Here is a 23258-nt window from a genome sequence, read left to right as displayed (position 1 = left end):
CGCTAGATCGGTAGTCCCGTGATGCGCTCGATGATGGCGATGCCCCAGACGCCGGCCACGATCACCACCGAGATCAGCACCGCCAGCGAGCCGCAATCCTTGGCGAGCTGGATGTCGACGTTGAATTCGCGGCTGAAGGCATCACAAGCCGCCTCGATGCCGGTGTTGAGCACTTCGACCATGATCAGGAGCAGCACCGCGCCGAGCAGCAGCGCGTAGCCGCGCCACGACACCGAGATGAACCAACCTGCCGGCAGGGCAAGGGTGAGCAGCATCAGCTCCTGCTGAAAGGCCTTTTCGTGGGCTGCCAGCTTGCGAAACGCCCGCACCGAGTTGAAGAAAGCATCGATCAGCCGCTGCATGCCCAAATCCCTTTCCGAGTGACCGGCAGGGGATATAACAACGGCTGGATCAATGGAATAAGGCAGCGTCGCCAAAAATCACACGCGCTGTCGCATCGCTCGCTTGCCGGTCATTCGGCAGCCTCTCCGGCGACCTTGACCGAAGGCGACGATTTCTCGAACTGCGGCAGCCCGTCGTCGATCGAGTAATAGTCGCCCTTGTCGCCGACGAAGATATGGCTCTCCCCGGAAAGGCCCGTGGGCTGGTCGAAGGCGCCGGCCATGATCGAAACCTGATCCAGTTCGTTGTGCTTCCAGAACAGAAGCGAGCCGCAGATGCGGCAAAACCCGCGCCTGGCGACGTCGGATGCGCCATACCAGGTGAGCGCCTCGGCCCCTTCTATGTCGATATCGGCATCCTTGGCCGAGGTCGCCGCAACGAAATGGCCGTTCTGCCTGCGGCATTGCGAACAGTGGCAATAGACGACACCGCGCAGAGCCCCCCTCGTCCTGAAGCGCACCGCGCCGCACAGGCATGCTCCGACGTGATTGTCATCCATTCCAGCCTCCTTCGCATTCATCACCCGTCAGCAGCAGGATTCCAGCTTTGCGCCCGCCGGGCACCGGCAAATGCGACATGAAGGGGACACGTTTCGCCCTGCGCCGACATAAGCGGCTATTGCATCCTGGGGTAGAGAAAACCGTGTTGAAATCCAGCCTATTAAGGAAACTTTAGCGCGCTCGCATCTATGGTCGTTGCAAGTGAAGGTCGTGAGCGGGGACGCGATTCTTCTCGTGTCTGGCATTTGCGGTCGCACTCCCCTCATGGCGACATCGGCACGCGCAGGTCTGCGGTGGCTGTTGAGGAGTGAACAGAACATGCAGCCGGCTCTCGTTCCAAACGACAGGAACACCGACATCGCCAGCACCGTCGTGGCGACCATGCGCCAGCTCGGCGTGCTCGGCCTGCCGCGCAACTACGAGATCTTCTACGAGGCGCTGAGCGGCAGCAACCACGAACTCAGCCTCGCCGTCGTCTCACTGAGCAATCGGCCGACGCAGGAAGATCTCGACCGCATCGGGCGCACCTTCTTTGCCCAGCATCACGGCCCCGGCATCGTCGAGCATGCGCGCGACGTCATCGCCAAGGAACTCGAGGACATCGCCTCGCTCCTGCGCAGCGAGCGATCCCACATCGAAAAGTACGGCCGGATCCTCGACGAGACGTCGAGCGGCCTCGGCAACCGCAGCCTTCTATCGCAGGAGTTGCTGCAGAAGATCGCCGGCGCCATGTCGGCCGCCACCAATTCGACGATAGACCACGGCAGGCAGGTGGCGAGCACGCTCAGCGAAAAGACCGCCGAGCTCGAAAGCGTGAAGTCGAAGCTCGAGGAGTACAAACGGCTCGCCGACACCGATCCGTTGACGCAGGTCTGGAACCGCCGCGCCTTCGACAAGGAAATCACCAAGATCTACAACTCCAACAAGGGCATCCTGTTCAATGCCCTGATCCTCGCCGACATCGATCGTTTCAAGGACATCAACGACCGCTTCGGCCATCCGGTCGGCGACAGGATCATCCAGATCATCGCCGAGATCTTCCAGACCAGCATTCGCGGCGACATGTTCGTTGCCCGCACCGGCGGCGAGGAGTTCGCCCTGATCGTCGAGGGTGCCAGCGAAGACACGACTTTCGATATCGCCGAGCGCATCAGGACGCTAATCGAACAGACGCCGTTTACCAGCAGCCAGACCGGCACCAACTACGGCACGGTGACCGTGTCGATGGGCATCTGCATGGCGTCCGAGGCCGAAAGCCCCGAGGACCTCTACACCAAGGCCGACCGGGCGCTTTATCGCTCGAAGGTCGGCGGCCGCAACCGCGTGACAAGGCATTCGGCGATGGCCGGCCGCGCCGGCAAGAGCTGGCTGCTCTACAAGAAAGACTGATTTCTCGCCCCTGACGGCCCGGCTGTTCCGGATTCTTTCGGCGCATCACCTTTCCATATGAATTTTTGTGGACTATATTTTCCTTGGAAAGGAAGAAGCCATGCCGTCCGTGCAATCTCACATCGTCACCGGCGCCGCCGAAAACGCGGTTGTGACCAAGGCCACGCTGCGCGCCGCGGAACTGCTCGACGTCACCGCCCGGGTGCTGGCTTCCGTCATCGGCGTCTCGGAAGCCACGGTTTCGCGCATGCGCAAGCAGGAATTCCTGCTCGAGCGCGGCACCAAGCCGTTCGAGCTGGCTGTCCTGTTCGTCCGGCTGTTCCGTTCCCTCGACGCCATCGTCGGCGGCGACGAGAGCATCGCCCGGGCCTGGTTGAAGAACGCCAACACGGCTTTCGACGGCGCCCCGATCGAGAAAATCCAGTCGATATCAGGACTAGTCGATGTCATCGCCTATCTGGACTCCCGACGCGCTCTCGTCTGAGTCCGTCCGGCTCGAAGGCAAGTACTGGCGCATGGTCGAGGCGCAGCACCGCGTCTCGACCCTGAAGGTCGTCGACACGCTCGACGAGCAGGCCTTGCTGGAAGAGCTGATCGAGGAGACCAAGCCGCAGATCCCGCTCGAGTGCCGGCATCTCCACTACCTGCTGGCGACGCCCTTCCGCTACGGCTCGGTCTATCCGCATGGATCGCGCTTCCGCCGCGCCGGCAGGACCAGGGGTGTCTACTATGCGGCGGAAACCATGTTCACGGCGGTCGCCGAAATGGCGTTCTACCGGTTGCTGTTCTTCGCCGAATCGCCCAACACGCCCTGGCCGCGCGACGCCGCCGACTACACTGCCTTTTCCGCCGCCATCAAATGCGCCGCCGCCATCGACCTGACCAAACCGCCGCTCGACCGGGACCAAGCGGCATGGACGCATCCGACCGACTACGCCGCCTGCCAGGCCATCGCCGATGTCGCGCGCGAGGCCGGGATGGAAGCGATCCGCTACCGCTCGGCGCGCGATCCGAAGGGCGCCAACATCGCGCTTTTGACCTGCAAGGGCTTTGCCAGGCCGAAGCCGCTGGAGCCGCAGACCTGGCGCATCCGCCTCGGGGCCTTCGGCGTGCAGGCGATCTGCGAGTTCCCGGAGAAGCGGATCGAATTCTCCAGGGCCGCCTTTACCGACCCGAGGCTTGCGGGCTTGCGCTGGGAGCGCGGCCGTTAGCTGTGTCGAGGTTCAGGCAAGGATGTTCACGGCCCGCGCCGCCACCAGCGCGATCGTCAGCAGCGAGATCAACGCCTCCGCCATCATCAGCAGCTTGGCGCGCTGGGTCAGCGGCAAGGTGTCGGTCGGCGAGAACGCCGTCGCGTTGGTGAACGCCAGGAAGACATAGTCGACGAAGCCGGGCAGCCAGCCGCCGACCTCGCGATCGGGCAGCGTCATCTGCGGAAACAGGAAGTCGGCGTGCGCGCGCTTGACCAGCCCGCAGGTGGGCGGCCCGCCGCGGTCGGTGCTCCAGAACCAGAGCGCGAAGACGATGACGTTGGTGACCCAGATGTTCAGCGCATCGACAAGCAGCGTCGTACCGGCGCCGGCATGACCTTCGAGCAGCGCCCTGACCAGGAAGACCAGCGCTCCGCAGTTCATGACGCTGATGACGCCGGTCAGGACCAGCGCGGTGCGGCGGATGTAGAGGCGAAACCGGCCGATCGCGTACCAATGTTCGTGATCGACGGCCTTCTGCGTCGCCATCTGCGTCCACGCCGTCGCGATCGACAGGGGCACGAGCAGCACCGCCTCGATCACCGGGGCCAGCCAACGCGGCCCGAACGACAGGTCGTTGATGACCAGAAGCTGCAGGCAGATGATGACGAGGACCGCTGCGCGCGCCGACCAGAAGTCAAGCGCACGGTGGTGGATGACGGCATGCTCGTGGTGCATCGTGAACGAAGGAACCGGTTGGAGTGGACGATGCAGTTCCACCCAATCTTGGTTTTGCAATGGTCGCGCCAGAACACATTTTCGTAAGGTCTGACGTTACCGGCTTCGGCCTCGAACGAAAAAGGCGCCGGATTTCTCCAGCGCCTTGATCAACCACATTGAAACCAGAAGGCGGCTCAGCCGTTGGCGGCCTGTTTGTGCTGGACCGGGTGGCTCTTCTTGAGCAGGTCCGAGACCAGGAAGGCGAGCTCGATCGCCTGGTCGGCGTTGAGGCGCGGATCGCAATGCGTGTGGTAGCGGTCCTGCAGGTCTTCCGCCGTGATGGCGCGGGCGCCGCCGGTGCATTCGGTGACGTTCTTGCCGGTCATCTCGACATGGATGCCGCCCGGATGCGTGCCCTCGGCACGGTGCACCTCGAAGAAGGTCTGCACCTCCTTCAGGATGCGGTCGAACGGCCGCGTCTTGTAGCCGGCGGCCTCGATCGTGTTGCCGTGCATCGGATCCGACGACCACACCACGCTGCGGCCTTCCTTCTGCACCGCCCGTACCAGCTTCGGCAGATGCTCGGCCACCTTGTCGGAGCCGAAGCGCGCGATGAGCGTCAGCCGCCCGGGCTCGTTCTCGGGGTTGAGCAGGTCGATCAGTTCCAGCAGACCGTCCGGCGTCAGCGACGGGCCGCATTTCAGGCCGAGCGGGTTCTTGATGCCGCGGCAATATTCGACATGCGCATGATCGGGCTGGCGGGTGCGGTCGCCGATCCAGATCATGTGGCCCGACGTTGCGTACCAGTCGCCCGAAGTCGAATCGACACGGGTCAGCGCTTCCTCGTAGCCGAGCAGCAGCGCCTCGTGGCTGGTGTAGAAATCGGTCTCGCGCAGGGCGAAATTGGTTTCGGACGTGATGCCGACCGCGCGCATGAACTCCATGGTCTCGGTGATGCGGTTGGCGAGCGACTCGTATTTTTCGCCCTGCGGGCTGTCGGAGACGAAACCCAGCATCCACTGATGCACGTTCTCCAGGCTGGCATAGCCGCCCTGGGCGAAGGCGCGCAGCAGGTTGAGCGTCGCCGCCGACTGGCGGTAGGCCATCTCCTGGCGAGCCGGGTCGGGAATGCGCGACTTGGCGTCGAACTCGATGCCGTTGATGATGTCGCCGCGGTAGCTCGGCAGCGTCACGCCGGCCTTGGTCTCGTTGTCGGACGAGCGCGGCTTGGCGAACTGGCCGGCGACGCGGCCCACCTTCACCACCGGCTGCGCGCCGGCGAAGGTCAGCACCACCGACATCTGCAGGAAGACGCGGAAGAAGTCGCGGATATTGTCCGCGCCGTGTTCGGCAAAGCTTTCGGCGCAGTCGCCACCCTGGAGCAGGAAGGCGTCACCGGCGGCGACCGCCGCAAGCTGCTTCTTCAGTTTGCGCGCCTCACCGGCAAAAACCAGTGGCGGAAAGGTGGCGAGCTGGGCTTCCGTGGCCTTCAGCGCGGCAAGGTCCGGATAGGCGGGAACCTGCTTGATCGGCATTGCTCTCCACGAATTCGGCGACCATTTCGTCATCGTTGCACCCAAACGCCCTTCAGGAGCAATTCCCGGAAAAGTGTGATTTCCGTGCGGAATTGCGTCAAACAAACAGATGAACGGGCACCCTCGCCCGCCATTCCAGCCCTATATGGGGTGGCGGCTCCTTACACGAAGCCGAATGCCTATTCTAGCCGGGAATTTCAGCACTGGCGAATGGTTCGGCGGCTACGCAGCCTTCTCGACCAGCCGCGCCAGCTGCGTCATCACCACGGCCGAGCCTGCCAGCCGCTTTTCGGCGTTCGGCCAGTCGCGGATGAAGACGACGCTGTGGTCCGGCCGGATCTTGGCCAGCGTGCCCTGCTCGCCGATGAACTTGACCAGCCCGACCGGATTGGGGAACTCGCGCTTGCGGAAGTGGATGACGACGCCCTTGGGACCGGCATCAAGCTTCTCGACATTGGCCCTGCGGCAGAGCGCCTTGATGAAGACGATCTTCAAAAGATGGGTCACCTCTTCCGGCAGCGGTCCGAAACGGTCGATCAGCTCGGCGCCGAAAGCGTCGATCTCCTCAGTGTTCTCGAGGTCGCCGAGACGGCGGTAGAGTGCCAGCCTGAGCTGCAGGTCCGGCACATAGCTCTCCGGGATCATCACCGCAGTGCCGACGGCGATCTGCGGCGACCAGCCGCCATCCTGCACCTCGCCGGAATCCTTCACCTCGGCCACCGCCTCTTCCAGCATCTGCTGGTAGAGCTCGAAGCCGACCTCCTTGATATGGCCCGATTGTTCCTCGCCCAGGAGATTGCCAGCGCCGCGGATGTCGAGGTCGTGGCTGGCGAGCTGGAAGCCGGCGCCCAGCGTGTCGAGCGACTGCAGCACCTTCAGGCGGCGTTCGGCGGTGTCGGTCAGCTTGCGGTTGGCGGGCAGCGTGAACAGCGCATAGGCGCGCACCTTCGAGCGGCCGACGCGGCCGCGCAATTGGTAGAGCTGCGACAGGCCGAACATGTCGGCGCGATGGATGATCAGCGTGTTGGCAGTCGGGATGTCCAGGCCTGACTCGACGATGGTGGTCGACAGCAGCACGTCGTACTGGCCGTCGTAGAAGGCGTTCATGATGTCGTCGAGCTCGCCTGGCGGCATCTGGCCATGCGCCACCGCGACTTTCAGCTCCGGCACCGATTGCTTCAGGAAATCATGGATTTCGGCGAGATCGCTGATGCGCGGCACGACATAGAAGGAATGCCCGCCGCGATAGCGTTCGCGCAGCAGCGTCTCGCGGATGACCAGCGGATCGAAGGGCGAGATGAAGGTGCGCACCGCCATGCGGTCGACCGGCGGCGTGGCGATCAGCGACAGTTCGCGCACGCCGGTCAGCGCCAGCTGCAGCGTGCGCGGGATCGGCGTCGCCGACAGCGTCAGCACATGCACGTCGCTCTTCAGGTCCTTCAGCCGCTCCTTATGCTTGACGCCGAAGTGCTGCTCCTCGTCGATGATCAGCAGGCCGAGATTCTTGAACGAGATCGCCGAGCCGAGGAGCGCATGCGTGCCGACGACGATATCGACCGTGCCTTCGGCCATGCCCTTCTTGGTCTCGGCCAATTCCTTGGAACCGACCAGCCGCGAGGCCTGCGCGACGCGGATCGGCAGGCCGGAAAAGCGCTGCGAGAACGTCTTGAAGTGCTGGCGCGACAAAAGCGTTGTCGGCACCACGATCGCGACCTGGAACCCCTCCATGGCGGCGATGAAGGCGGCGCGCAGCGCCACCTCCGTCTTGCCGAAGCCGACATCGCCGCAGACCAGCCGGTCCATCGGCTTGCCGGCGCCGAGATCGTCCATGACGGAATCGATCGCGCCCTGCTGGTCGTCGGTCTCCTCATAGGGAAAGCGCGCCGCGAACTCGCCATACAGGCCTTCGGCGGGGATCATGCTGGGCGCCGAGCGCATCTGCCGCTCGGCGGCGATGCGGATCAACTGCCCGGCCATGTCGAGCAGGCGCCGCTTCAGCCGCGCCTTGCGCGATTGCCAGGCGCCACCGCCGAGCTTGTCCAGCGTCGCCTCGGCCGAATCCGAGCCGTAGCGAGACAAGAGTTCGATGTTTTCCACCGGCAGGAACAACCGGTCGTCGCCGGCGTAGTGGATTTCGAGACAATCATGCGGCGCACCGACCGCCTCGATCGTGCGCAGGCCGACGAAGCGGCCGATGCCATGGTCGGTATGGACGACGATGTCGCCGGCCGACAATGACGAGGCCTCGGCGATGAAGTCGGATGCGCGTTTCTTGCGCTTGGAACGCCGGATCAGCCGGTCGCCGAGAATATCCTGCTCGGCGACAACGACGAGTTTGTCGGTCTCGAAGCCGGATTCGAGCGGCAGCACCGCAAGGCCCGCCTGTCCAGGCTCGAGCTTTTCCACCTCGGCAAGCGTCGCCACCGGCTTGAGGTTACCGAGATGATGCTCGGCCAGGATCTGGCCGAGCCGGTCGAGCGAGCCTTCTGTCCAGCCGGCGATGACGACGCGGCGACGCGCAGCGCGCTCATCGGCGATGTGCTTCACCACGACATCGAAGACATTGATGTTGGGGTCGGCGCGCTCTTCGGCGAAGCTGCGGCCATGCCGCGAGCCGGCATGGAAGATTTTTTTGCCGCCCACATCGGGCGCATCGAAGACGGTGAAGTCGATGTCCTCGCGCGGGCCGAGCGAAGCCTTGAGATTCTCCGGCGAGAGATAAAGCAGGTCAGGCGCCACCGGCTTGTAGGGCACGGCGTCCTTAAGCGCGGCGTCGGCCTGCTTCCGGCGTGCCTCGTAGTGGTCGAGGATCAGCGTGTGACGCTCGGCCAGCGCCTCATGCGCCAGATGGTCGAAGACGACGGGCGTATCGGGCAGATAGTCGAACACCGTCTCCAGCCGCTCGTAGAAGAACGGCAGCCAGTGCTCCATGCCGGCGAAGCGCCGCCCCTCGCTCACCGCAGCATAGAGCCCGTCATCGCGCGACGGCGCGCCGAACGCTTCGATATAGGCGCGACGGAAGCGGCTGATCGTTTCCGGCGTCAGCGCCACTTCGCTCATCGCCTGCAGCGCCATCGACTTGCGCTGTCCGGTGGTGCGCTGCGTGGCGGCGTCGAAGACGCGGATGGATTCCAGCGTGTCGCCGAAGAAATCGAGCCTGAGCGCCTCAGTCCAGCCGGGCGCGAAGAGGTCGAGGATGCCGCCGCGCACCGCGAATTCGCCAATGCCGCGCACCGTCGGCACTCGCTCGAAGCCTGAGGTTTCCAGCCGCGACACCAGCGCATTCATGTCGATCTGGTTGCCGGGCTTGGCGTGGAACGTCTGCGCTTCGATCAGATCGGCCGGCGGGATGCGCTGCAACAGCGCGTTGGCGGTGGTCAGGATCACCGCACGATGCGGCTTCCTGGCCAGTGCGATCATGGCGGCCAGCGCGTCGAGCCGCTTGGCGGCGGCATCCGAGCCGGGCGAAACGCGATCGTAAGGCAGGCAGTCCCAGGCCGGCAGTTCGAGCACCGGCAGGCCAGGCGCGGCAAAAGCAAGCGCCTCGATAATCGCCGGCAGGCGCTGGCCGTCGCGCGCCACGAACAGCACCGGCTTGTCGGGCGCGATCTCGAGCGCCGTCTGCACAAGCGCGAAGGCTTCGTAGCCGTCGGCGACACCGTCGACGATGAACTGGCCGGCGCGGCCCTTCGGCAGGCCGATGGAGGGAATAAGGCTCATTTGTATGCGTTTTTCAAAATGTCATGGTCCGGCGCGACGCCAGGATCTTTTGCAGGACAGCGCAGTCGATGTCGGCCGGAACCGGACGTTCGCCGGTGATGAAAGGCAGGAATTCGGTGTCGGGGATTTCAAGGAGCTTTTCATATTGGTCGATTTCCGCATCGGTCAAGCCACCGATCTCGGTATCGGCGAAGGAGCCCAGGATCAGGTCCATTTCGCGCATGCCGCGATGCCACGAGCGGAACAGCAGCTTGCGGCGGCGGGCATCCAGCCCCTCGCTTGATCGTTGTGTCCCGGTCATGGCGCCGTATCCCTTGCTGAAGCGGCGCATATAGCGTGGATAGAGGGCGGTGTCAGCCTTGCGCAATGGCCGTCGCGACATAAGCTGACATCATGCGTCCTTCCCTGCTCGATCCACTGTTCGTCCCGATCACTTCGCTTGCCGGCGTCGGGCCGAAGGTCGGCTTGCTGATCGAGAAGGTCGTGGCCGCCGATCTCGGCGACCGCGCCGCGCGCGCCGGCGACCTGCTGTTCGTGCTGCCGCACACCGTGATCGACCGCCGCAACCGGCCGGGCATCGCGCTGGCCGCCGAAGGCGCGATCGTCACGCTCGAGGTGCGCATCGACCGCCACCAGCCGCCGCCGCGTGGCAACAGATCGGTGCCGTACCGGGTCTACGCCCATGACGACACCGGCGAGATCGCGCTGACCTTTTTCCATGCCCACGCCGCCTATCTCGAAAAATCGATGCCAGTGGGCGAACACGTCGTCATCTCGGGCCGCATGGAATGGTTCAACGGCCGCCCGACCATGGTCCACCCCGACCATATCGCGCTGGCCGGCGAGGCGGAAAACCTGCCGCTGGTCGAGCCGGTCTATCCACTCACCGCCGGTCTGTCGGGCAAGGTGCTGCGCCGCGCCATCGGCCAGGCGCTTGGCCGCTTGCCGGAGCTGCCGGAATGGCAGGACGATGCCTTCATGCGCCGCCAGACCTTTCCCGCCTTTGGCGATGCACTCACGCGCATCCACTATCCGGCGGACCCGATCGATGTCGCCATTGAGGGGGCGGCGTGGCGGCGGCTTGCCTATGACGAACTGCTGGCCGGCCAGGTCTCCCTCGCCCTCGTGCGAGCCAGGATCCGCCGGCTGTCCGGCCGGCCGCTGACCGGCGACGGCCGCATTGTCGACAAGCTGCGCGAAGCGCTGCCCTACTCGCTCACCCCGTCGCAGGAATTCGCGCTCGCCGAGATCATCGCCGACCTCGCCGACCCCGAGCGCATGCTGCGGCTGCTGCAGGGCGATGTCGGCTCCGGTAAGACGGTGGTGGCACTGCTTGCCATGGCGCGCGCGGTCGAAGCCGGCGGCCAGGCGGCGCTGATGGCGCCGACCGAGATCCTGGCGCGCCAGCATCTGGCGACGATATCGCCGCTGGCGGAAAAGGCCGGCCTGCGCACCGCCATCCTCACCGGTCGCGAGAAGGGCCGCGAACGCGCGGAGACGCTGGCCGGGCTGGCCAGCGGCGCGATCGACATCGTCATCGGCACGCACGCCCTGTTCCAGGAATCGGTCGCGTTCCACGATCTCGTCCTGGCCGTCGTCGACGAGCAGCACCGGTTCGGCGTTCACCAGCGGCTTGCCATCACCGCCAAGGGCGACGCGCCCGACATGCTGGTGATGACGGCGACGCCGATCCCGCGCACGCTGGTGCTGACCGCCTTTGGCGACATGGACGTCTCCAAGCTGACCGAGAAACCCGCCGGCCGCCAGCCGATCCGCACCGTCACGCTGCCGCTGGAGCGGCTGGACGAGTTGGTCGGGCGCATGCGCGACGCGGTCGCCGACGGCCAGAAGATCTACTGGATCTGCCCGCTGGTCGAGGAATCCGAAGAGATCAAGCTGATGTCGGCGGAGGACCGCTTTGCCTCACTGAAACCGCTGTTCGGCGACCGCATCGGCCTCGTCCATGGCCGCATGAAGGGTGCTGAGAAGGACGAGGCGATGCGCGCCTTCAAGCAGGGCGAAACCCGCATTCTGATCGCCACGACCGTCATCGAGGTGGGTGTCGACGTGCCGGATGCCACGATCATGGTCATCGAGCATGCCGAGCGCTTCGGCCTGGCCCAGCTGCACCAGTTGCGCGGCCGGGTCGGCCGCGGCGACAAACCATCTTCCTGCGTACTGCTCTACAAGGACCCGCTCGGCGACACCGCGAAGCGCCGGCTGTCGGTGATGCGCGAGACCGAGGACGGTTTCCTGATCGCCGAGGAAGATTTGAAACTGCGTGGCGAAGGCGAGTTGCTGGGCACGCGCCAATCCGGCACGCCCGGCTTCCAGGTCGCGCGCATCGAGGCGCATGCCGACCTGCTCGAGGCCGCGCGCGACGATGCCAGGCTGATCCTGTCGCGCGATCCGGAACTGCAATCCGAACGCGGCGCGTCGCTGCGCCTGCTGCTCTATCTGTTCGGCCGCGACGAGGCCGTGCGCCTGCTGCGCGCCGGCTGAGGCCCGGCGGCGCCTATCGACGGGTTGGCGAGCGATCCCTCGATCTGCTCGCCGTTCACGGTCACCAGCTTGCTCTTCACTTCGGGCGCCACCAGTCCGGCCGAAACGATCAGTTTGGCGCCGTCCTCGATCGTCATGTCGAGCAGCACGATATCGGATTTCAGCACATACATCAGGAAGCCGGTGGTCGGGTTCGGCGTGCACGGCATGAACACCGCAATCAGCGGGTCGCCTTCCTGATCAAGCTTCTGGTTGATCTCGGTTTCCTTCTCGCTGGCGACGAAGACCAGCGACCAGATACCCTTGCGCGGATATTCGACCAGCCCGACCTGGCGGAACATGTCGCCCTTGTTCGACAGCACCGTTTGGAAAATCTGCTTCAGCGAACCATAGATGCCGCGCACCAACGGCATGCGGCCGAGCAGCCGCTCGCCGAAATTGACGATGGCGCGGCCGACGATGTTGGCAGTCATGAAACCGATCAGCGTGACCAGGAAGAGCGCCACGATCAGACCGAAGCCGGGGACCGGGAACGGCAGGTAGGTGTCGGGGCTGTAGCGCGCGGGAATATAGGGTTTGACCCAGGAATCGACCCAGCCGATGAAGGACCATGCGATGTAGGCGGTGATCGCCAGCGGCGCGCAGACGATGAAGCCGGTGAGGAAATAATTCCGCAGCCGGGTCATGCCTGAGGTTCTGGGAGCATCGGACATGGTTCACCGGGCGCGCGGGTTGCAGCGCAACATTAGTGAACCGAACGACGCTTTGGAACTGCGAAGTTTTTAAAGCGCAGCCGATCGCGAGCTGCCTACTCCACCGTCACCGATTTCGCCAGATTGCGCGGCTGGTCGACGTCGGTACCCATGAACACGGCGGCGAAATAGGCGAGCATCTGGATCGGCAGCGCATAGATGATGGGCGAGATGATCTCCGGCACCTCGGGCAGGACGATCGTCTCCATCGTCTTCACGCTGGCCTGCGCCGCGCCCTTGGCATCGGTGATCAGGATGATCTTGCCGCCGCGCGCCGCCACTTCCTGCATGTTCGATACGGTTTTCTCAAAAATGCGGTCATGCGGGGCGATGACGATGACCGGCATGTTCTCGTCGATCAGCGCGATCGGCCCGTGCTTCAACTCGCCGGCGGCATAGCCCTCAGCGTGGATATAGGAGATTTCCTTGAGTTTTAGCGCGCCTTCCATGGCCAGCGGAAAATTGGTGTCGCGGCCGAGATAAAGCACATCGGAGTAGCGCGACAGTTCGCGTGCGATCCTTTCGATCTGCGCTTCGAGTTTCAGCACCTGGTTGGCGTAGCGCGGCGCTTCGGAGAGCTCGCGCACCAGGACTTTCTCCTGCTCCTTCGAGATCGTGCCGCGGGCCACGCCGGCGCGCACGGCAAGCGATGCCAGCACCGAGAGTTGGCAGGTAAAAGCCTTGGTCGAGGCGACGCCGATTTCCGGCCCGGCCAGCGTCGGCAGCACGACGTCGGATTCACGCGCCATGGTCGATTCGCGCACGTTGACGACGGCGCCGATCTTCATGCCCGCCTTGCGGCAATAGCGCAGCGAAGCCAGCGTGTCGGCGGTCTCGCCCGACTGCGAGATGAAGAAGGCGGCGTCGTTCGCCGACAGCGGCATCTCACGGTAGCGGAACTCCGAAGCGACGTCGATGTCGACCGGCAGCCGCGCATAGCGCTCGAACCAGTATTTCGAGATCAGGCCGGCGAGATAGGCGGTGCCGCAGGCCGAGATCGCCAGCCGGCCGATCTTGGCGAAATCGAACGGCAGCTCGAGCGGCTTGGAGACGCCGGAGACGAAATCGACATAGTGGGCCAGCGTGTGCGAGATCACTTCCGGCTGCTCATGGATTTCCTTTTCCATGAAGTGGCGCCGGTTGCCCTTGTCGACCATGAAGCTGGTCGACAGCGACTGCTGCCGCTTGCGGGCGACCTCGTTGCCATCAATATCGAAGATGGTGACGCCGTCGCGGCGCACCACCGCCCAGTCGCCATCTTCCAGATAGGTGATCGAATTAGTGAAGGGGGCGAGCGCGATGGCGTCGGATCCCAAAAACATCTCGCCGTCGCCATGGCCGACGGCCAGCGGCGGGCCGTTGCGGGCGCCGACGATGAGGTCCTCGTCGCCCTTGAACATGATCGCCAGCGCAAAGGCGCCTTCCAGCCGTTTCAACGCCTTGTGCGCCGCATCGACCGGCTTCAGCCCACCAGCCAGTTCACGCGCCACCAAATGCGCGACGACCTCGGTGTCGGTCTGCGAGGAGAACTTGTAGCCGTCGCGGATCAGTTCGTCGCGCAATTCGGCGAAATTCTCGATGATGCCGTTGTGGACGATGGCGACGCCGTCGGAAAAATGCGGATGCGCATTGGTCTCGTTCGGCACGCCGTGGGTGGCCCAGCGCGTGTGGCCGATGCCGATCGTGCCCTCGAGCGGCTCGTCCTTCAGCCGGCGTTCGAGATTGATCAGCTTGCCTTCGGCGCGGCGGCGGCCGAGCTCGCCATTCTCGATGGTGGCGACGCCGGCCGAGTCATAGCCGCGATATTCGAGCCGCTTCAGTGCGTCGACAATGAGCGGCGCCACCTGCTGCTGGCCGACAATTCCGACGATGCCGCACATGGCCGTTACCCCCGATTCCTTGCAGAAACCCAGCGCTATCTAGGGATTGCCGGCCTGCCGTGAAAGTCAATTTGCGTTTCGTTCCGTGTCAGCGGAACGGATCTTGCTCGCAATGCACCATGACAGACCGCTGTTGCAATCCGGTTACTGCAATCGTTCGGTTTTTCAAGCGCTTGGTTCTCGTTTCAGAAATATCTGGCTAAAGTCTGGCCATGAGCGAAACAAAACCCACCGTGACACTCTGGCGGCCTGTCGGACCGGAAGAGCTGAAGCTGATCGAGGCATCGGGCATGCGGGCGTTCCCGCCCCGCCTGCCCCAACAGCCGATTTTCTATCCGGTCCTGTCCGAAGCCTACGCGGTGCAGATCGCACGCGACTGGAGCGTACCCGCCAGCGGCTCGGGCTTCGTCACCCGGTTCGACGTTCTGAAGGATTTTCTCGACCGGTACCGGGTCGAGCATGCCGGCAGCAAGGCGCATCTGGAGTACTGGATACCCGCCGAAGACCTGCCAGAATTCAACAGATCGATCGTCGGCAGGATCGAAGTGACCGCCGCTTTCGGCAAGAACATCGAGCCTGCCGACTGACCGCTAATGGTCGGTGGCGGCTTTCTTCTTCGCCGCAGCCGCCGAGGCAAAGCGCTCGCGCAACTCCTTGCCCTTGCCCGGGATCGTCTTCTGGCGGGCACGGCCGAAGGCCAGCGCATCGTCAGGCACGCTTTCGGTGATCACGCTGCCCGAGGCGATATAGCCGCCCTTGCCGATCGTGACCGGCGCCACCAGCGAGGAGTTGGAGCCGACGAACGCGCCCTCGCCGATATCGGTGAAGAACTTCGAATAGCCGTCATAGTTGCAGGTGATGGTGCCGGCGCCGATATTGGCCCCGGCGCCGACCCGCGCATCGCCGATATAGGTCAGGTGGTTGACCTTGGCGCCTTCCTCGATCGTCGCCTGCTTGACCTCGCAAAAATTGCCGACCTTGGCCTTCTGCTTGAGGTCGGCACCCGGCCGCAGCCGCGCAAACGGACCGACATCGCAATTGGCGGCGATCGTTGCCCCCTCTATGTGGCTGAAGGCGTGGATCCTGGCGCCCGTAGCGATCCTGACGCCCGGGCCGAACCAGACATTGGGCTCGACCACTGTGTCGGCGCCGATTTCGGTGTCATGCGAGAAATAGACGCTTTCGGGCGCGATCAGCGTCACGCCGGACAGCATCGCCTCGCGCCGCCGGCGCGCCTGCCAGATGCCTTCCGCCTCGGCGAGCTCGGCCCGGTTGTTGATGCCGAGCGCGCTCTCAAAACTTGCTTCCGTCGCTACGACGTCGAGGCCGCGGCCACCGGCGATCTCGACGATGTCGGTGAGATAGAACTCGCCCTTGGCATTGCTGTTGCCGACCTTGTCGAGCAGTTCGAGCGCATGCTTGCCCGCCACCGCCATCATGCCGGCATTGCAGAAGCCGATCTTCTTCTCCTCCGCCGAGCAGTCCTTCTCCTCGCGGATGGCGACGAGCCGGCCGCCCTTCTCGATCAGGCGGCCATAGCCGGTCGGATTGGGTGGGCGGAAGCCGACGACGACGACGGCGGCACCTTCCGCCAGTTTCTTGCGCGCCACGGCAAGCGCTTCCGGATCGATTAGCGGCGTATCGCCGAACATTACCAGGATATCGTCGTAACCCTTTGATATTGCTACACGTGCCGCCAGCACGGCATGCGCGGTGCCGAGCCGCTTCTCCTGCACGAAGGTCTCTGCCTTCGGCGCGAATTTCTGCGCCGCCTTGCGCATGTCCTCCGCGCCATGGCCAATCACCAGCGCCAGATCGCCACTGCCGGCGGCTTCGGCCGCCTTCACCACATGAGCCACCATCGGCAGCCCGGCGATAGGATGCAGCACCTTGGGCAGCGCGCTCTTCATGCGCGTGCCCTCGCCGGCGGCAAGGATGACGGACAGGCAGGATCTCTGGCTCATGAAGGGCAACCGTACGAAAGGCGTTTGAATCAATGCATGCTAGCAGGGCTGCTCATGCTGCACCAATGCGGTTAAATTCCGGTGAGGCGGCGGAGCAGCTGGCTCTTAGCCAGCGGATCGTCGTTGGGGAATTCTGCGTTCTATCTTTTTGATACTTCATATGAAAATGGCGGCACGGTCCATTTGCCTGGCTATTAAAGTCGTCGCCTGCCGCTTTTCCGGCCTCAAGCCGACACACTCCGGCTTCGGACGGCAGCGTTGCACCACTTGCCGACCCTCGGCACCTCCAAGCACGAACGTCTGGTGTGATATCCGATACAAAAGCACTGCCGCGGTGGCGTCAACCGGTTACACAAGACAGGAAATATCTCCGGCCTTCTGGGAGTGGTGCGTCAGCGTCCCCAGAAGCCTGTTAGCGCAGTGACTGGAGCGCTCTACGCCTCGCAGGCGGGATGGCGAAATCTCGTGAAGGCAAGGCCAAGCTGCGTTCTCCGTCCTGTATCGGCGAAACGGCGGAGACTGGGAGAGACGGGCGGAGACTGGGAGAGATGAATACCATGCGCGTGGGGCGTCTGGAGGCTGGCAGGACATGGACGCGGGGCGACCAGCGTGCAGGCGCTTGGTTGAGCGGTGCAATGACCGCGCAGCGCCACCTCGCAGCGATCCTGGCTTGCGACGTGGTCGGCTATTCGCGCCTGATGGAGCGCGACGAGCGCGGTACGCTCGAGCGGCTGAAAATCTACCGCAAGGACCTCCTCGAACCGCTGATCTCCGAGCACCAGGGTCGGATCGTCAAGCGCACCGGCGACGGCATGCTGTGCGAGTTCGCGAGCGTCGTCAATGCGGTGACCTCGGCGATGGCGATCCAGCAGGCCTTGGCGGAACGCGAGGCGGAGACGTCCGAGGAACAGCGGATTCGCTTCCGCATCGGCGTCAATCTCGGCGACGTGATCTGCGAGGAGGACGGCGACATCTACGGTGACGGGGTCAACATCGCCGCCCGCCTCGAAGGCATCGCCGATCCCGGCACCGTGGTCGTCTCGGGCACCGCCTTCGACCACCTTCAGGGCAAGCTCGACTGCGGCTTCACGCCACTCGGCGACTTGCGCCTCAAGAACATCGAGCGGCCTGTCCGCGCCTACCGCGTGGAGGCCGACGCCAGTGCGTCGGTACCGCCTCCCCTGCCCGAGAAACCCTCGATCGCGGTTCTGCCTTTCACCAACATGAGCGGCGACCCCGACCAGGAATACTTCGCCGACGGGCTGGTGGAGGACATCATCACGGGATTGAGCCGGGTGAACTCCTTCTTCGTGATCGCCCGCAACTCGTCCTTCACCTACAAGGGCCGGGCGGTGGACCTACGCCAGGTCGGGCGCGAGCTGGGCGTCCGCTACGTGCTCGAAGGCAGCATCCGCAGAGCCGGATCGCGGGTGCGCATCAGTGGGCAGTTGGTGGACGCAATCAGCGGACACCATGTCTGGACCGACCGCTTCGAGGGCGACGTCAGCGACATCTTCGATCTGCAGGACAAGGTGACCGAGAGCGTCGTCGGCGCTGTCGAGCCGAGCATCCGGCTGGAGGAGATCAAGCAGGCGCGCATGAAGCCGACCGACTACATCAGCGCCTACGACCTCTACCTTCGCGCGCTGCCGCGCTTCTACAGCATGACGCGCGAAGGCTTTGCCGATGTGCGCCGGCTCACCAACGAGGCGCTCAGCATCGACCCTGGCTTCAGCTTGGCGAAGGGACTCGGCGCCTATGTCCGCAGCCTGTCCGTGAGCCAGTGCTGGCATGAGCCCGACGATACCCGCGTCGCCGCGCGCATGGCGCGCGAGGTACTGGCGGAAGCGCGCGACGACCCCACGAGCCTACGCTTCGCCGCGCAGGTGATCGCCTACAGCGCGAAGGACTACGAGATGGCGCTGCGCACGATCGAACGATCCCTGCTGCTCAACCCCAATTCGGCGCAGGGCCATACGGGCAGCGGTTGGGTGAACGCACATGCGAGCCGCCCGCTCGTCGCGATCGAGCACTTTCACAGGGCAATGCGGCTGAGCCCGGTCGACCCCGAGAAGGGCATCGCGCTCTCCGGCATCGGCATGAGCTACCTGATGCTCGAGCGCTACGAGGAAGCGCTGGCATGGGGAGAACGCGCGCTGCACGAGATGCCGAACTACGGCTCCTCGCACCGGGTGGTGATCATGGCGCTGGTCAAACTCAACCGGCTGGACGAAGCGCAGGCGGCAGCCCTGCGGCTGATGGAGGCGTTCCCGACCTACACGCTCAGCCTGCAGAGACAGATCAACCCGTGGCGGGACAAGGTTTTCGCCGAGCGTTACGTCGAGGCATTGGGCATCGCCGGCGTGCCGGAATGATCGCCGCGGCTGCAAGGATGCCCTCTCCTGCGCGTCACGTCCGGCCAGGCGACGTCCGAAGTCCTTAGCCTTAGTCAGCAGGTCCGCAGTTCGATCCTGCGCACAAAGTGGCAAGCTACCCCAGCCGCCCCAGCGCCGGGAAAGTCTCCAGCAGCCAGTAGGACGCGCTCTGCACGCCGCCGGTGAGGAAGAACACGCCGGCGACGACCAGCAGCGCACCGATCGCCTTTTCGACGCGGCCGAGATGGACGCGGAATTTGCCGAGGAAGCGCATGAAGGCACCGGAAAACAGCGCCGCGATCAGGAACGGGATACCGAGGCCGAGCGAATAGGCGGCAAGCAGCAGCGCCCCCTCGCCCACCGTCTCGCGCCCGCCCGCCAGCGTCAGGATCGGCCCCAGCACCGGGCCGATGCAAGGCGTCCAGCCGAAAGCGAAGGCCAGCCCCATGATGTAGGCGGCGACCAAACTGGCGGGCTTGCCCTGTGACTGGAAGCGTGCCTCGCGCGACAGCAGCGGGATGCGCAGGATGCCGAGGAAGTTGAGGCCCATCAGGATAATGAGCGCACCGGCCATCATCGCCAGCGGTTCCTGCCAGACGCGCAGCCAGTGGCCGATGGTCGAGGCGCCGGCGCCGAGCGCCACGAACACGGTGGAGAAGCCGAGCACGAAGGCGATGGAGGACGCAATCAGCGCGCCGCGAGCGCCGGCCCTGGCGGTGGCGCCGGCATCGCCGCGGAAATCATCGACCGAAACGCCGGCCATGTAGCAGAGGTAGGGCGGCACTAACGGCAGCACGCAAGGCGACAGGAACGAGATCGCCCCCGCTCCGACCGCGCTGACATAGCCGATATCCAATGCCATTTCGTGCCATTCCGTTTGTGCTGGCGCCGATATAGCGACGGAATAGCGTCTTCGCCAATCACCATCACGTGGCAAGTCGCCGCTCCGTGGCCGGATTGGAAGAAACAGCACCTCGAATGCGTTGACCGGAAAGAGGCCGCGAGTTCCGCAGGCTTCGTTTGGATCACGTCAGGGAGATTTCCATGAAAACGATCATCGCTGGATTGGCCGCGCTTTTGCTCGGCACCGCCGCATCCCAGGCCGCCGAGGCGTGGAGGGAAGCCGAGGTCGGCGGCACCAAGATCTACACCGATGCCATGGGCATGACGCTCTACACTTACGATAAGGACGAGAAGGGCAAATCGAATTGCTACGACAAATGCGCCACCAACTGGCCGCCGCTGAAGGCCGAGGCCGGCGCCAAGGCGGATGACGAGTGGACGGTCGTCGACCGCACCGACGGCACCAAGATGTGGGCCTATGACGGCAAGCCGGTCTACACCTTCGTCAAGGACAAGAAGGCTGGTGACGTAGCGGGCGACGGGGTCGCCGGCGTCTGGCACATCGTCAAGGCCGACTGAGCTCCGACACGCCGAACATCGGCTGGCTGCCGGATACATCCGGCGGCCAGTTCTGCCGTGCCGGGAACGCTCATCGCACCCGCTTGGAACCGGCATTGCCGCTGCTCTGACTCGCTCGAATCACATGGTCGATCCGGTGGCTCGATGCACGAGCGGCCCTTCCCGAAATTATGTGGTCTTCGCCATACACTCTAAGAGTGTATTGCCGCAGACGTCCCCGCATTTTGGCCGCTTGCCCTTGACCGATGGCAAAAGCACGGCCATGTGAGCGACGAAAAAGAACGCGTCGTGCGCAGTGGAATTCTTCCGCTGCCCCACAGCTGATATGAGACCTCATGGACGTCGTCGTCGTCGAATCGCCGGCCAAGGCAAAGACAATCAACAAGTATCTCGGCAAGAACTATAAGGTTCTGGCCTCGTTCGGTCACGTCCGCGATCTGCCGGCCAAGGATGGCTCGGTGCGCCCGGACGAGGATTTCGCCATGTCCTGGTCGGTCGATACCGCCTCGGGCAAGCGCCTCGCCGACATCGCCAAGGCGGTCAAGGACGCCGACGGCCTGATCCTCGCCACCGACCCGGATCGCGAGGGCGAGGCGATTTCCTGGCATGTGCTGGAAGTGCTGAAGCAGAAGCGCGCGCTGAAGGATAAGCCGGTCAGCCGCGTCGTCTTCAACGCCATCACCAAAGCCTCGGTGCTGGATGCGATGGCCAATCCGCGCCAGATCGACGTGCCGCTGGTCGACGCCTATCTCGCCCGCCGTGCGCTCGACTATCTGGTCGGCTTCACGCTGTCGCCGGTGCTGTGGCGCAAGCTGCCCGGCGCCCGCTCGGCCGGCCGTGTGCAGTCGGTGGCGCTGCGCCTCGTCTGCGACCGCGAATTGGAGATCGAGCGCTTCATCCGCGAGGAATACTGGCAGATCGCGGCCATCCTCAACACGCCGCGCAACGACAGTTTCGAGGCGCGGCTGACCGCCTTTGCCGGCAAGAAGCTGCAAAAACTCGACATCGCCAACAAGGCGCAGGCCGACGACATCAAGGCGATGCTCGAAGGTGCTGTTTTCAAGGCACTTTCGGTCGAAGCCAAGCCCACCAAGCGCAATCCGGGCCCGCCCTTCACCACCTCGACCTTGCAGCAGGCCGCCTCGTCGGGCCTCGGCTTTTCGGCCACCCGCACCATGCAGGTGGCGCAGCGCCTCTATGAGGGCATGGACATCGGCGGCGAGACCGCTGGCCTGATCACCTATATGCGAACCGACGGCGTGCAGATGGCGCCGGAGGCGATCGACGCCGCCCGCGATGCCATCGTCAGCGAATTCGGTCCGAAATACCTGCCGGAAAAGCCGCGCTTCTACACGACCAAGGCCAAGAACGCCCAGGAAGCGCATGAGGCGATCCGCCCGACCGATTTCAAGCGCACGCCGGCATCTGTCCGGCAATATCTCGATGCCGACCAGGCCCGCCTCTACGAACTGATCTGGAAGCGCGCCATCGCCAGCCAGATGCAGCCGGCCGAGATCGAGCGCACCACGGTCGAAATCGAGGCGGTCAACGGCGCCCGCACCGCCGAGCTTCGCGCCGTCGGTTCGGTGGTTCGCTTCGACGGCTTCATCGCCGCCTATACCGACCAGAAGGACGAGGATGCGGAGGACGAGGAAAGCCGCCGCCTGCCCGAGATCCGCGCCGGCGAACAGCTTGCCCGCCAGGCGATCAACGCCACCCAGCACACCACCGAGCCGCCGCCGCGCTATTCCGAAGCGTCGCTGATCAAGAAGCTGGAAGAGCTCGGCATCGGCCGCCCGTCGACCTACACGGCGATCCTGAAAACGCTGGAAGACCGCGACTACGTCACCATCGACCGCCGCAAGCTGGTGCCGCAGGCCAAGGGCCGTCTGCTGTCGGCCTTCCTCGAAAGCTTCTTCGAGCGCTATGTCGAATATGACTTCACCGCCTCGCTCGAGGAAAAGCTCGACGAGATTTCCGACGGCAAGCTCGCCTGGAAGGACGTGCTGCGCGATTTCTGGAAGGATTTTTCCGGCGCGGTCGACGACATCAAGGAATTGCGCGTCACCGACGTGCTCGATGCGCTCAACGACGAATTGGCGCCGCTGGTGTTTCCCGCACGGGAAGACGGCTCAAATCCTCGCATTTGCCCGAAATGCGGCACCGGCAACCTGTCGCTGAAGCTTGGCAAGTTCGGCGCCTTCGTCGGCTGCTCGAATTATCCCGAATGCTCCTTCACCCGCCAGCTCGGCGATGCCGCCAATCCCAATGGCGAGAACGGCAATGGCGAGGACGGCACAAGGCTGATCGGCAAGGACCCCTACACGGCCGAGGAAATCACGCTGCGCAGTGGCCGCTTCGGCCCTTATATCCAGCGAGGCGAAGGCAAGGAGGCCAAGCGCTCCAGCCTGCCCAAGGGCTGGACGGCCGAGCAGATCGACCATGAGAAGGCGCTGGCGCTGCTGGCGCTGCCGCGCGACGTCGGCAAGCACCCGGAATCCGGCAAGATGATCTCGGCTGGCCTCGGTCGCTACGGCCCCTTCGTGCTGCATGACGGCACCTACGCCAATCTCGACAGCATCGAGGACGTGTTCTCGATCGGCCTCAACCGTGCCGTGTCGGTGATCGCGGAGAAACAGCTGAAGGGCAAGGGCGGCCGCAATGGCGCCACGCCCGCGGCGCTCAAGGACCTCGGCGACCACCCCGACGGCGGCGGTAAGATCGTCGTGCGCGACGGCAAATACGGGCCCTATGTCAATTACGGCAAGGTCAATGCGACGCTGCCCAAGGGCAAGGATCCGCAGTCGGTGACGGTCGAGGACGCGCTGGCGCTGATCGCCGAAAAAGAGGCCAAGGGCGGTGGCGGCAAGAAGCCGTTCCGCAAGGCGGCGAAAAAAGGATAGCAGG

At 64.4% G+C, this 23258-nt stretch carries 18 protein-coding genes; 8 read left to right on the top strand and 10 right to left on the bottom strand.

Features of this window, described 5'->3' with window-relative positions; all coding sequences use genetic code 11:
- Nucleotides 1–2: 2 nt before the first annotated feature.
- Together JG743_RS15985 and JG743_RS15980 are read right to left on the bottom strand one after the other, a co-directional pair.
- Complete coding sequence (locus JG743_RS15985; protein WP_126054317.1) at nucleotides 3–362, bottom strand: diacylglycerol kinase; 360 nt, start codon at nucleotides 360–362, stop codon at nucleotides 3–5.
- Between the two features lie 110 nt (nucleotides 363–472).
- The gene (locus tag JG743_RS15980) at nucleotides 473–901 is read right to left on the bottom strand and encodes a GFA family protein (protein ID WP_202302199.1); all 429 of its coding nucleotides are present in this window, start codon (nucleotides 899–901) and stop codon (nucleotides 473–475) included.
- Nucleotides 902–1220: 319 nt separating this feature from the next.
- On the opposite strand from JG743_RS15980, the gene JG743_RS15975 reads away from it, so the two are divergent.
- The 3 genes from JG743_RS15975 (at nucleotide 1221) to JG743_RS15965 (ending at nucleotide 3502) form a co-directional block, all read left to right on the top strand.
- Entirely contained in the window at nucleotides 1221–2291 is a 1071-nt protein-coding gene (locus tag JG743_RS15975) for a GGDEF domain-containing protein (protein WP_202302197.1), read from the top strand.
- 100 nt (nucleotides 2292–2391) lie between these two features.
- Complete coding sequence (locus tag JG743_RS15970; protein WP_202302195.1) at nucleotides 2392–2775, top strand: MbcA/ParS/Xre antitoxin family protein; 384 nt, start codon at nucleotides 2392–2394, stop codon at nucleotides 2773–2775.
- Nucleotides 2735–3502, top strand: a complete 768-nt coding sequence (locus JG743_RS15965; RefSeq protein ID WP_202302193.1) for an RES family NAD+ phosphorylase — start codon at nucleotides 2735–2737, stop codon at nucleotides 3500–3502. Before JG743_RS15970 ends, JG743_RS15965 begins: the two co-directional genes overlap by 41 nt.
- Before the next feature lie 12 nt (nucleotides 3503–3514).
- Here JG743_RS15965 and JG743_RS15960 read toward each other — a convergent pair whose 3' ends face one another.
- The 4 genes from JG743_RS15960 to JG743_RS15945 all read right to left on the bottom strand — a co-directional run bounded on the left by JG743_RS15960 (nucleotide 3515) and on the right by JG743_RS15945 (nucleotide 9757).
- On the bottom strand, nucleotides 3515–4219 hold the full coding sequence (locus JG743_RS15960; RefSeq protein ID WP_202302658.1) for a hypothetical protein: 705 nt from the start codon (nucleotides 4217–4219) through the stop codon (nucleotides 3515–3517).
- A 176-nt stretch (nucleotides 4220–4395) separates the two neighbouring features.
- Entirely contained in the window at nucleotides 4396–5769 is a 1374-nt protein-coding gene (locus JG743_RS15955; RefSeq protein ID WP_202302191.1) for a class II 3-deoxy-7-phosphoheptulonate synthase, read from the bottom strand.
- Nucleotides 5770–5958: 189 nt separating this feature from the next.
- Nucleotides 5959–9456, bottom strand: coding sequence for a transcription-repair coupling factor (mfd, locus tag JG743_RS15950; protein ID WP_202302189.1), 3498 nt, complete (start codon nucleotides 9454–9456; stop codon nucleotides 5959–5961).
- Nucleotides 9457–9469: 13 nt separating this feature from the next.
- A complete protein-coding gene (locus JG743_RS15945) occupies nucleotides 9470–9757 on the bottom strand; it encodes an FAD assembly factor SdhE (RefSeq protein ID WP_202302656.1) in 288 nt (95 codons plus the stop codon).
- Nucleotides 9758–9849: 92 nt separating this feature from the next.
- Between JG743_RS15945 and recG the strand changes: the two genes are divergently transcribed.
- Nucleotides 9850–11958, top strand: coding sequence for an ATP-dependent DNA helicase RecG (gene recG, locus JG743_RS15940; protein WP_202302187.1), 2109 nt, complete (start codon nucleotides 9850–9852; stop codon nucleotides 11956–11958).
- Here the strand turns inward: recG and JG743_RS15935 are convergent.
- Nucleotides 11910–12671: a DUF502 domain-containing protein gene (locus JG743_RS15935; RefSeq protein WP_202302185.1), complete on the bottom strand. Its 762-nt coding sequence runs from the start codon at nucleotides 12669–12671 to the stop codon at nucleotides 11910–11912. The two genes, recG and JG743_RS15935, sit on opposite strands and share 49 nt — an antisense overlap.
- A 95-nt stretch (nucleotides 12672–12766) precedes the next feature.
- Complete coding sequence (glmS, locus tag JG743_RS15930) at nucleotides 12767–14590, bottom strand: glutamine--fructose-6-phosphate transaminase (isomerizing) (RefSeq protein ID WP_202302183.1); 1824 nt, start codon at nucleotides 14588–14590, stop codon at nucleotides 12767–12769.
- 212 nt (nucleotides 14591–14802) lie between these two features.
- On the opposite strand from glmS, the gene JG743_RS15925 reads away from it, so the two are divergent.
- Nucleotides 14803–15177: an ADP-ribosylation/crystallin J1 gene (locus tag JG743_RS15925; protein WP_202302181.1), complete on the top strand. Its 375-nt coding sequence runs from the start codon at nucleotides 14803–14805 to the stop codon at nucleotides 15175–15177.
- 3 nt (nucleotides 15178–15180) lie between these two features.
- Here the strand turns inward: JG743_RS15925 and glmU are convergent, their stop codons facing one another.
- Nucleotides 15181–16554 carry a bifunctional UDP-N-acetylglucosamine diphosphorylase/glucosamine-1-phosphate N-acetyltransferase GlmU gene (gene glmU, locus JG743_RS15920; RefSeq protein ID WP_202302179.1) on the bottom strand — a complete coding sequence of 458 codons (1374 nt, stop codon included), beginning with the start codon at nucleotides 16552–16554 and terminating at the stop codon, nucleotides 15181–15183.
- Between the two features lie 635 nt (nucleotides 16555–17189).
- Between glmU and JG743_RS15915 the strand changes: the two genes are divergently transcribed.
- Nucleotides 17190–18929, top strand: a complete 1740-nt coding sequence (locus JG743_RS15915; protein WP_202302177.1) for an adenylate/guanylate cyclase domain-containing protein — start codon at nucleotides 17190–17192, stop codon at nucleotides 18927–18929.
- Between the two features lie 115 nt (nucleotides 18930–19044).
- On the opposite strand, the gene JG743_RS15910 is transcribed toward JG743_RS15915, so the two are convergent.
- Complete coding sequence (locus JG743_RS15910) at nucleotides 19045–19791, bottom strand: cytochrome c biogenesis CcdA family protein (RefSeq protein ID WP_202302175.1); 747 nt, start codon at nucleotides 19789–19791, stop codon at nucleotides 19045–19047.
- A gap of 182 nt (nucleotides 19792–19973) precedes the next feature.
- Here JG743_RS15910 and JG743_RS15905 point away from each other — a divergent pair, with 182 nt between their 5' ends.
- Both JG743_RS15905 and topA read left to right on the top strand, forming a co-directional pair.
- Entirely contained in the window at nucleotides 19974–20351 is a 378-nt protein-coding gene (locus JG743_RS15905) for a COG4315 family predicted lipoprotein (RefSeq protein WP_202302173.1), read from the top strand.
- Between the two features lie 335 nt (nucleotides 20352–20686).
- Nucleotides 20687–23254 carry a type I DNA topoisomerase gene (gene topA, locus JG743_RS15900; protein ID WP_202302171.1) on the top strand — a complete coding sequence of 856 codons (2568 nt, stop codon included), beginning with the start codon at nucleotides 20687–20689 and terminating at the stop codon, nucleotides 23252–23254.
- Nucleotides 23255–23258: the final 4 nt, after the last annotated feature.

The sequence above is a fragment of the Mesorhizobium sp. 131-2-1 genome, from assembly GCF_016756535.1.
Classification (GTDB): Bacteria; Pseudomonadota; Alphaproteobacteria; order Rhizobiales; family Rhizobiaceae; genus Mesorhizobium.
The sequence above is the reverse complement of the archived record's forward strand: the minus strand, read 5'-3'. Positions and strand labels throughout refer to the sequence as shown.

Coding starts and splice junctions, on each gene's coding strand:
- JG743_RS15985 (WP_126054317.1), bottom strand. CDS start 362: ATGCAGCGGCTGATCGATGCTTTCTTCAACTCGGTGCGGGCGTTTCGC.
- JG743_RS15980 (WP_202302199.1), bottom strand. CDS start 901: ATGGATGACAATCACGTCGGAGCATGCCTGTGCGGCGCGGTGCGCTTC.
- JG743_RS15975 (WP_202302197.1), top strand. CDS start 1,221: ATGCAGCCGGCTCTCGTTCCAAACGACAGGAACACCGACATCGCCAGC.
- JG743_RS15970 (WP_202302195.1), top strand. CDS start 2,392: ATGCCGTCCGTGCAATCTCACATCGTCACCGGCGCCGCCGAAAACGCG.
- JG743_RS15965 (WP_202302193.1), top strand. CDS start 2,735: ATGTCATCGCCTATCTGGACTCCCGACGCGCTCTCGTCTGAGTCCGTC.
- JG743_RS15960 (WP_202302658.1), bottom strand. CDS start 4,219: ATGCACCACGAGCATGCCGTCATCCACCACCGTGCGCTTGACTTCTGG.
- JG743_RS15955 (WP_202302191.1), bottom strand. CDS start 5,769: ATGACGAAATGGTCGCCGAATTCGTGGAGAGCAATGCCGATCAAGCAG.
- mfd (WP_202302189.1), bottom strand. CDS start 9,456: ATGAGCCTTATTCCCTCCATCGGCCTGCCGAAGGGCCGCGCCGGCCAG.
- JG743_RS15945 (WP_202302656.1), bottom strand. CDS start 9,757: ATGACCGGGACACAACGATCAAGCGAGGGGCTGGATGCCCGCCGCCGC.
- recG (WP_202302187.1), top strand. CDS start 9,850: ATGCGTCCTTCCCTGCTCGATCCACTGTTCGTCCCGATCACTTCGCTT.
- JG743_RS15935 (WP_202302185.1), bottom strand. CDS start 12,671: ATGTCCGATGCTCCCAGAACCTCAGGCATGACCCGGCTGCGGAATTAT.
- glmS (WP_202302183.1), bottom strand. CDS start 14,590: ATGTGCGGCATCGTCGGAATTGTCGGCCAGCAGCAGGTGGCGCCGCTC.
- JG743_RS15925 (WP_202302181.1), top strand. CDS start 14,803: ATGAGCGAAACAAAACCCACCGTGACACTCTGGCGGCCTGTCGGACCG.
- glmU (WP_202302179.1), bottom strand. CDS start 16,554: ATGAGCCAGAGATCCTGCCTGTCCGTCATCCTTGCCGCCGGCGAGGGC.
- JG743_RS15915 (WP_202302177.1), top strand. CDS start 17,190: ATGACCGCGCAGCGCCACCTCGCAGCGATCCTGGCTTGCGACGTGGTC.
- JG743_RS15910 (WP_202302175.1), bottom strand. CDS start 19,791: ATGGCATTGGATATCGGCTATGTCAGCGCGGTCGGAGCGGGGGCGATC.
- JG743_RS15905 (WP_202302173.1), top strand. CDS start 19,974: ATGAAAACGATCATCGCTGGATTGGCCGCGCTTTTGCTCGGCACCGCC.
- topA (WP_202302171.1), top strand. CDS start 20,687: ATGGACGTCGTCGTCGTCGAATCGCCGGCCAAGGCAAAGACAATCAAC.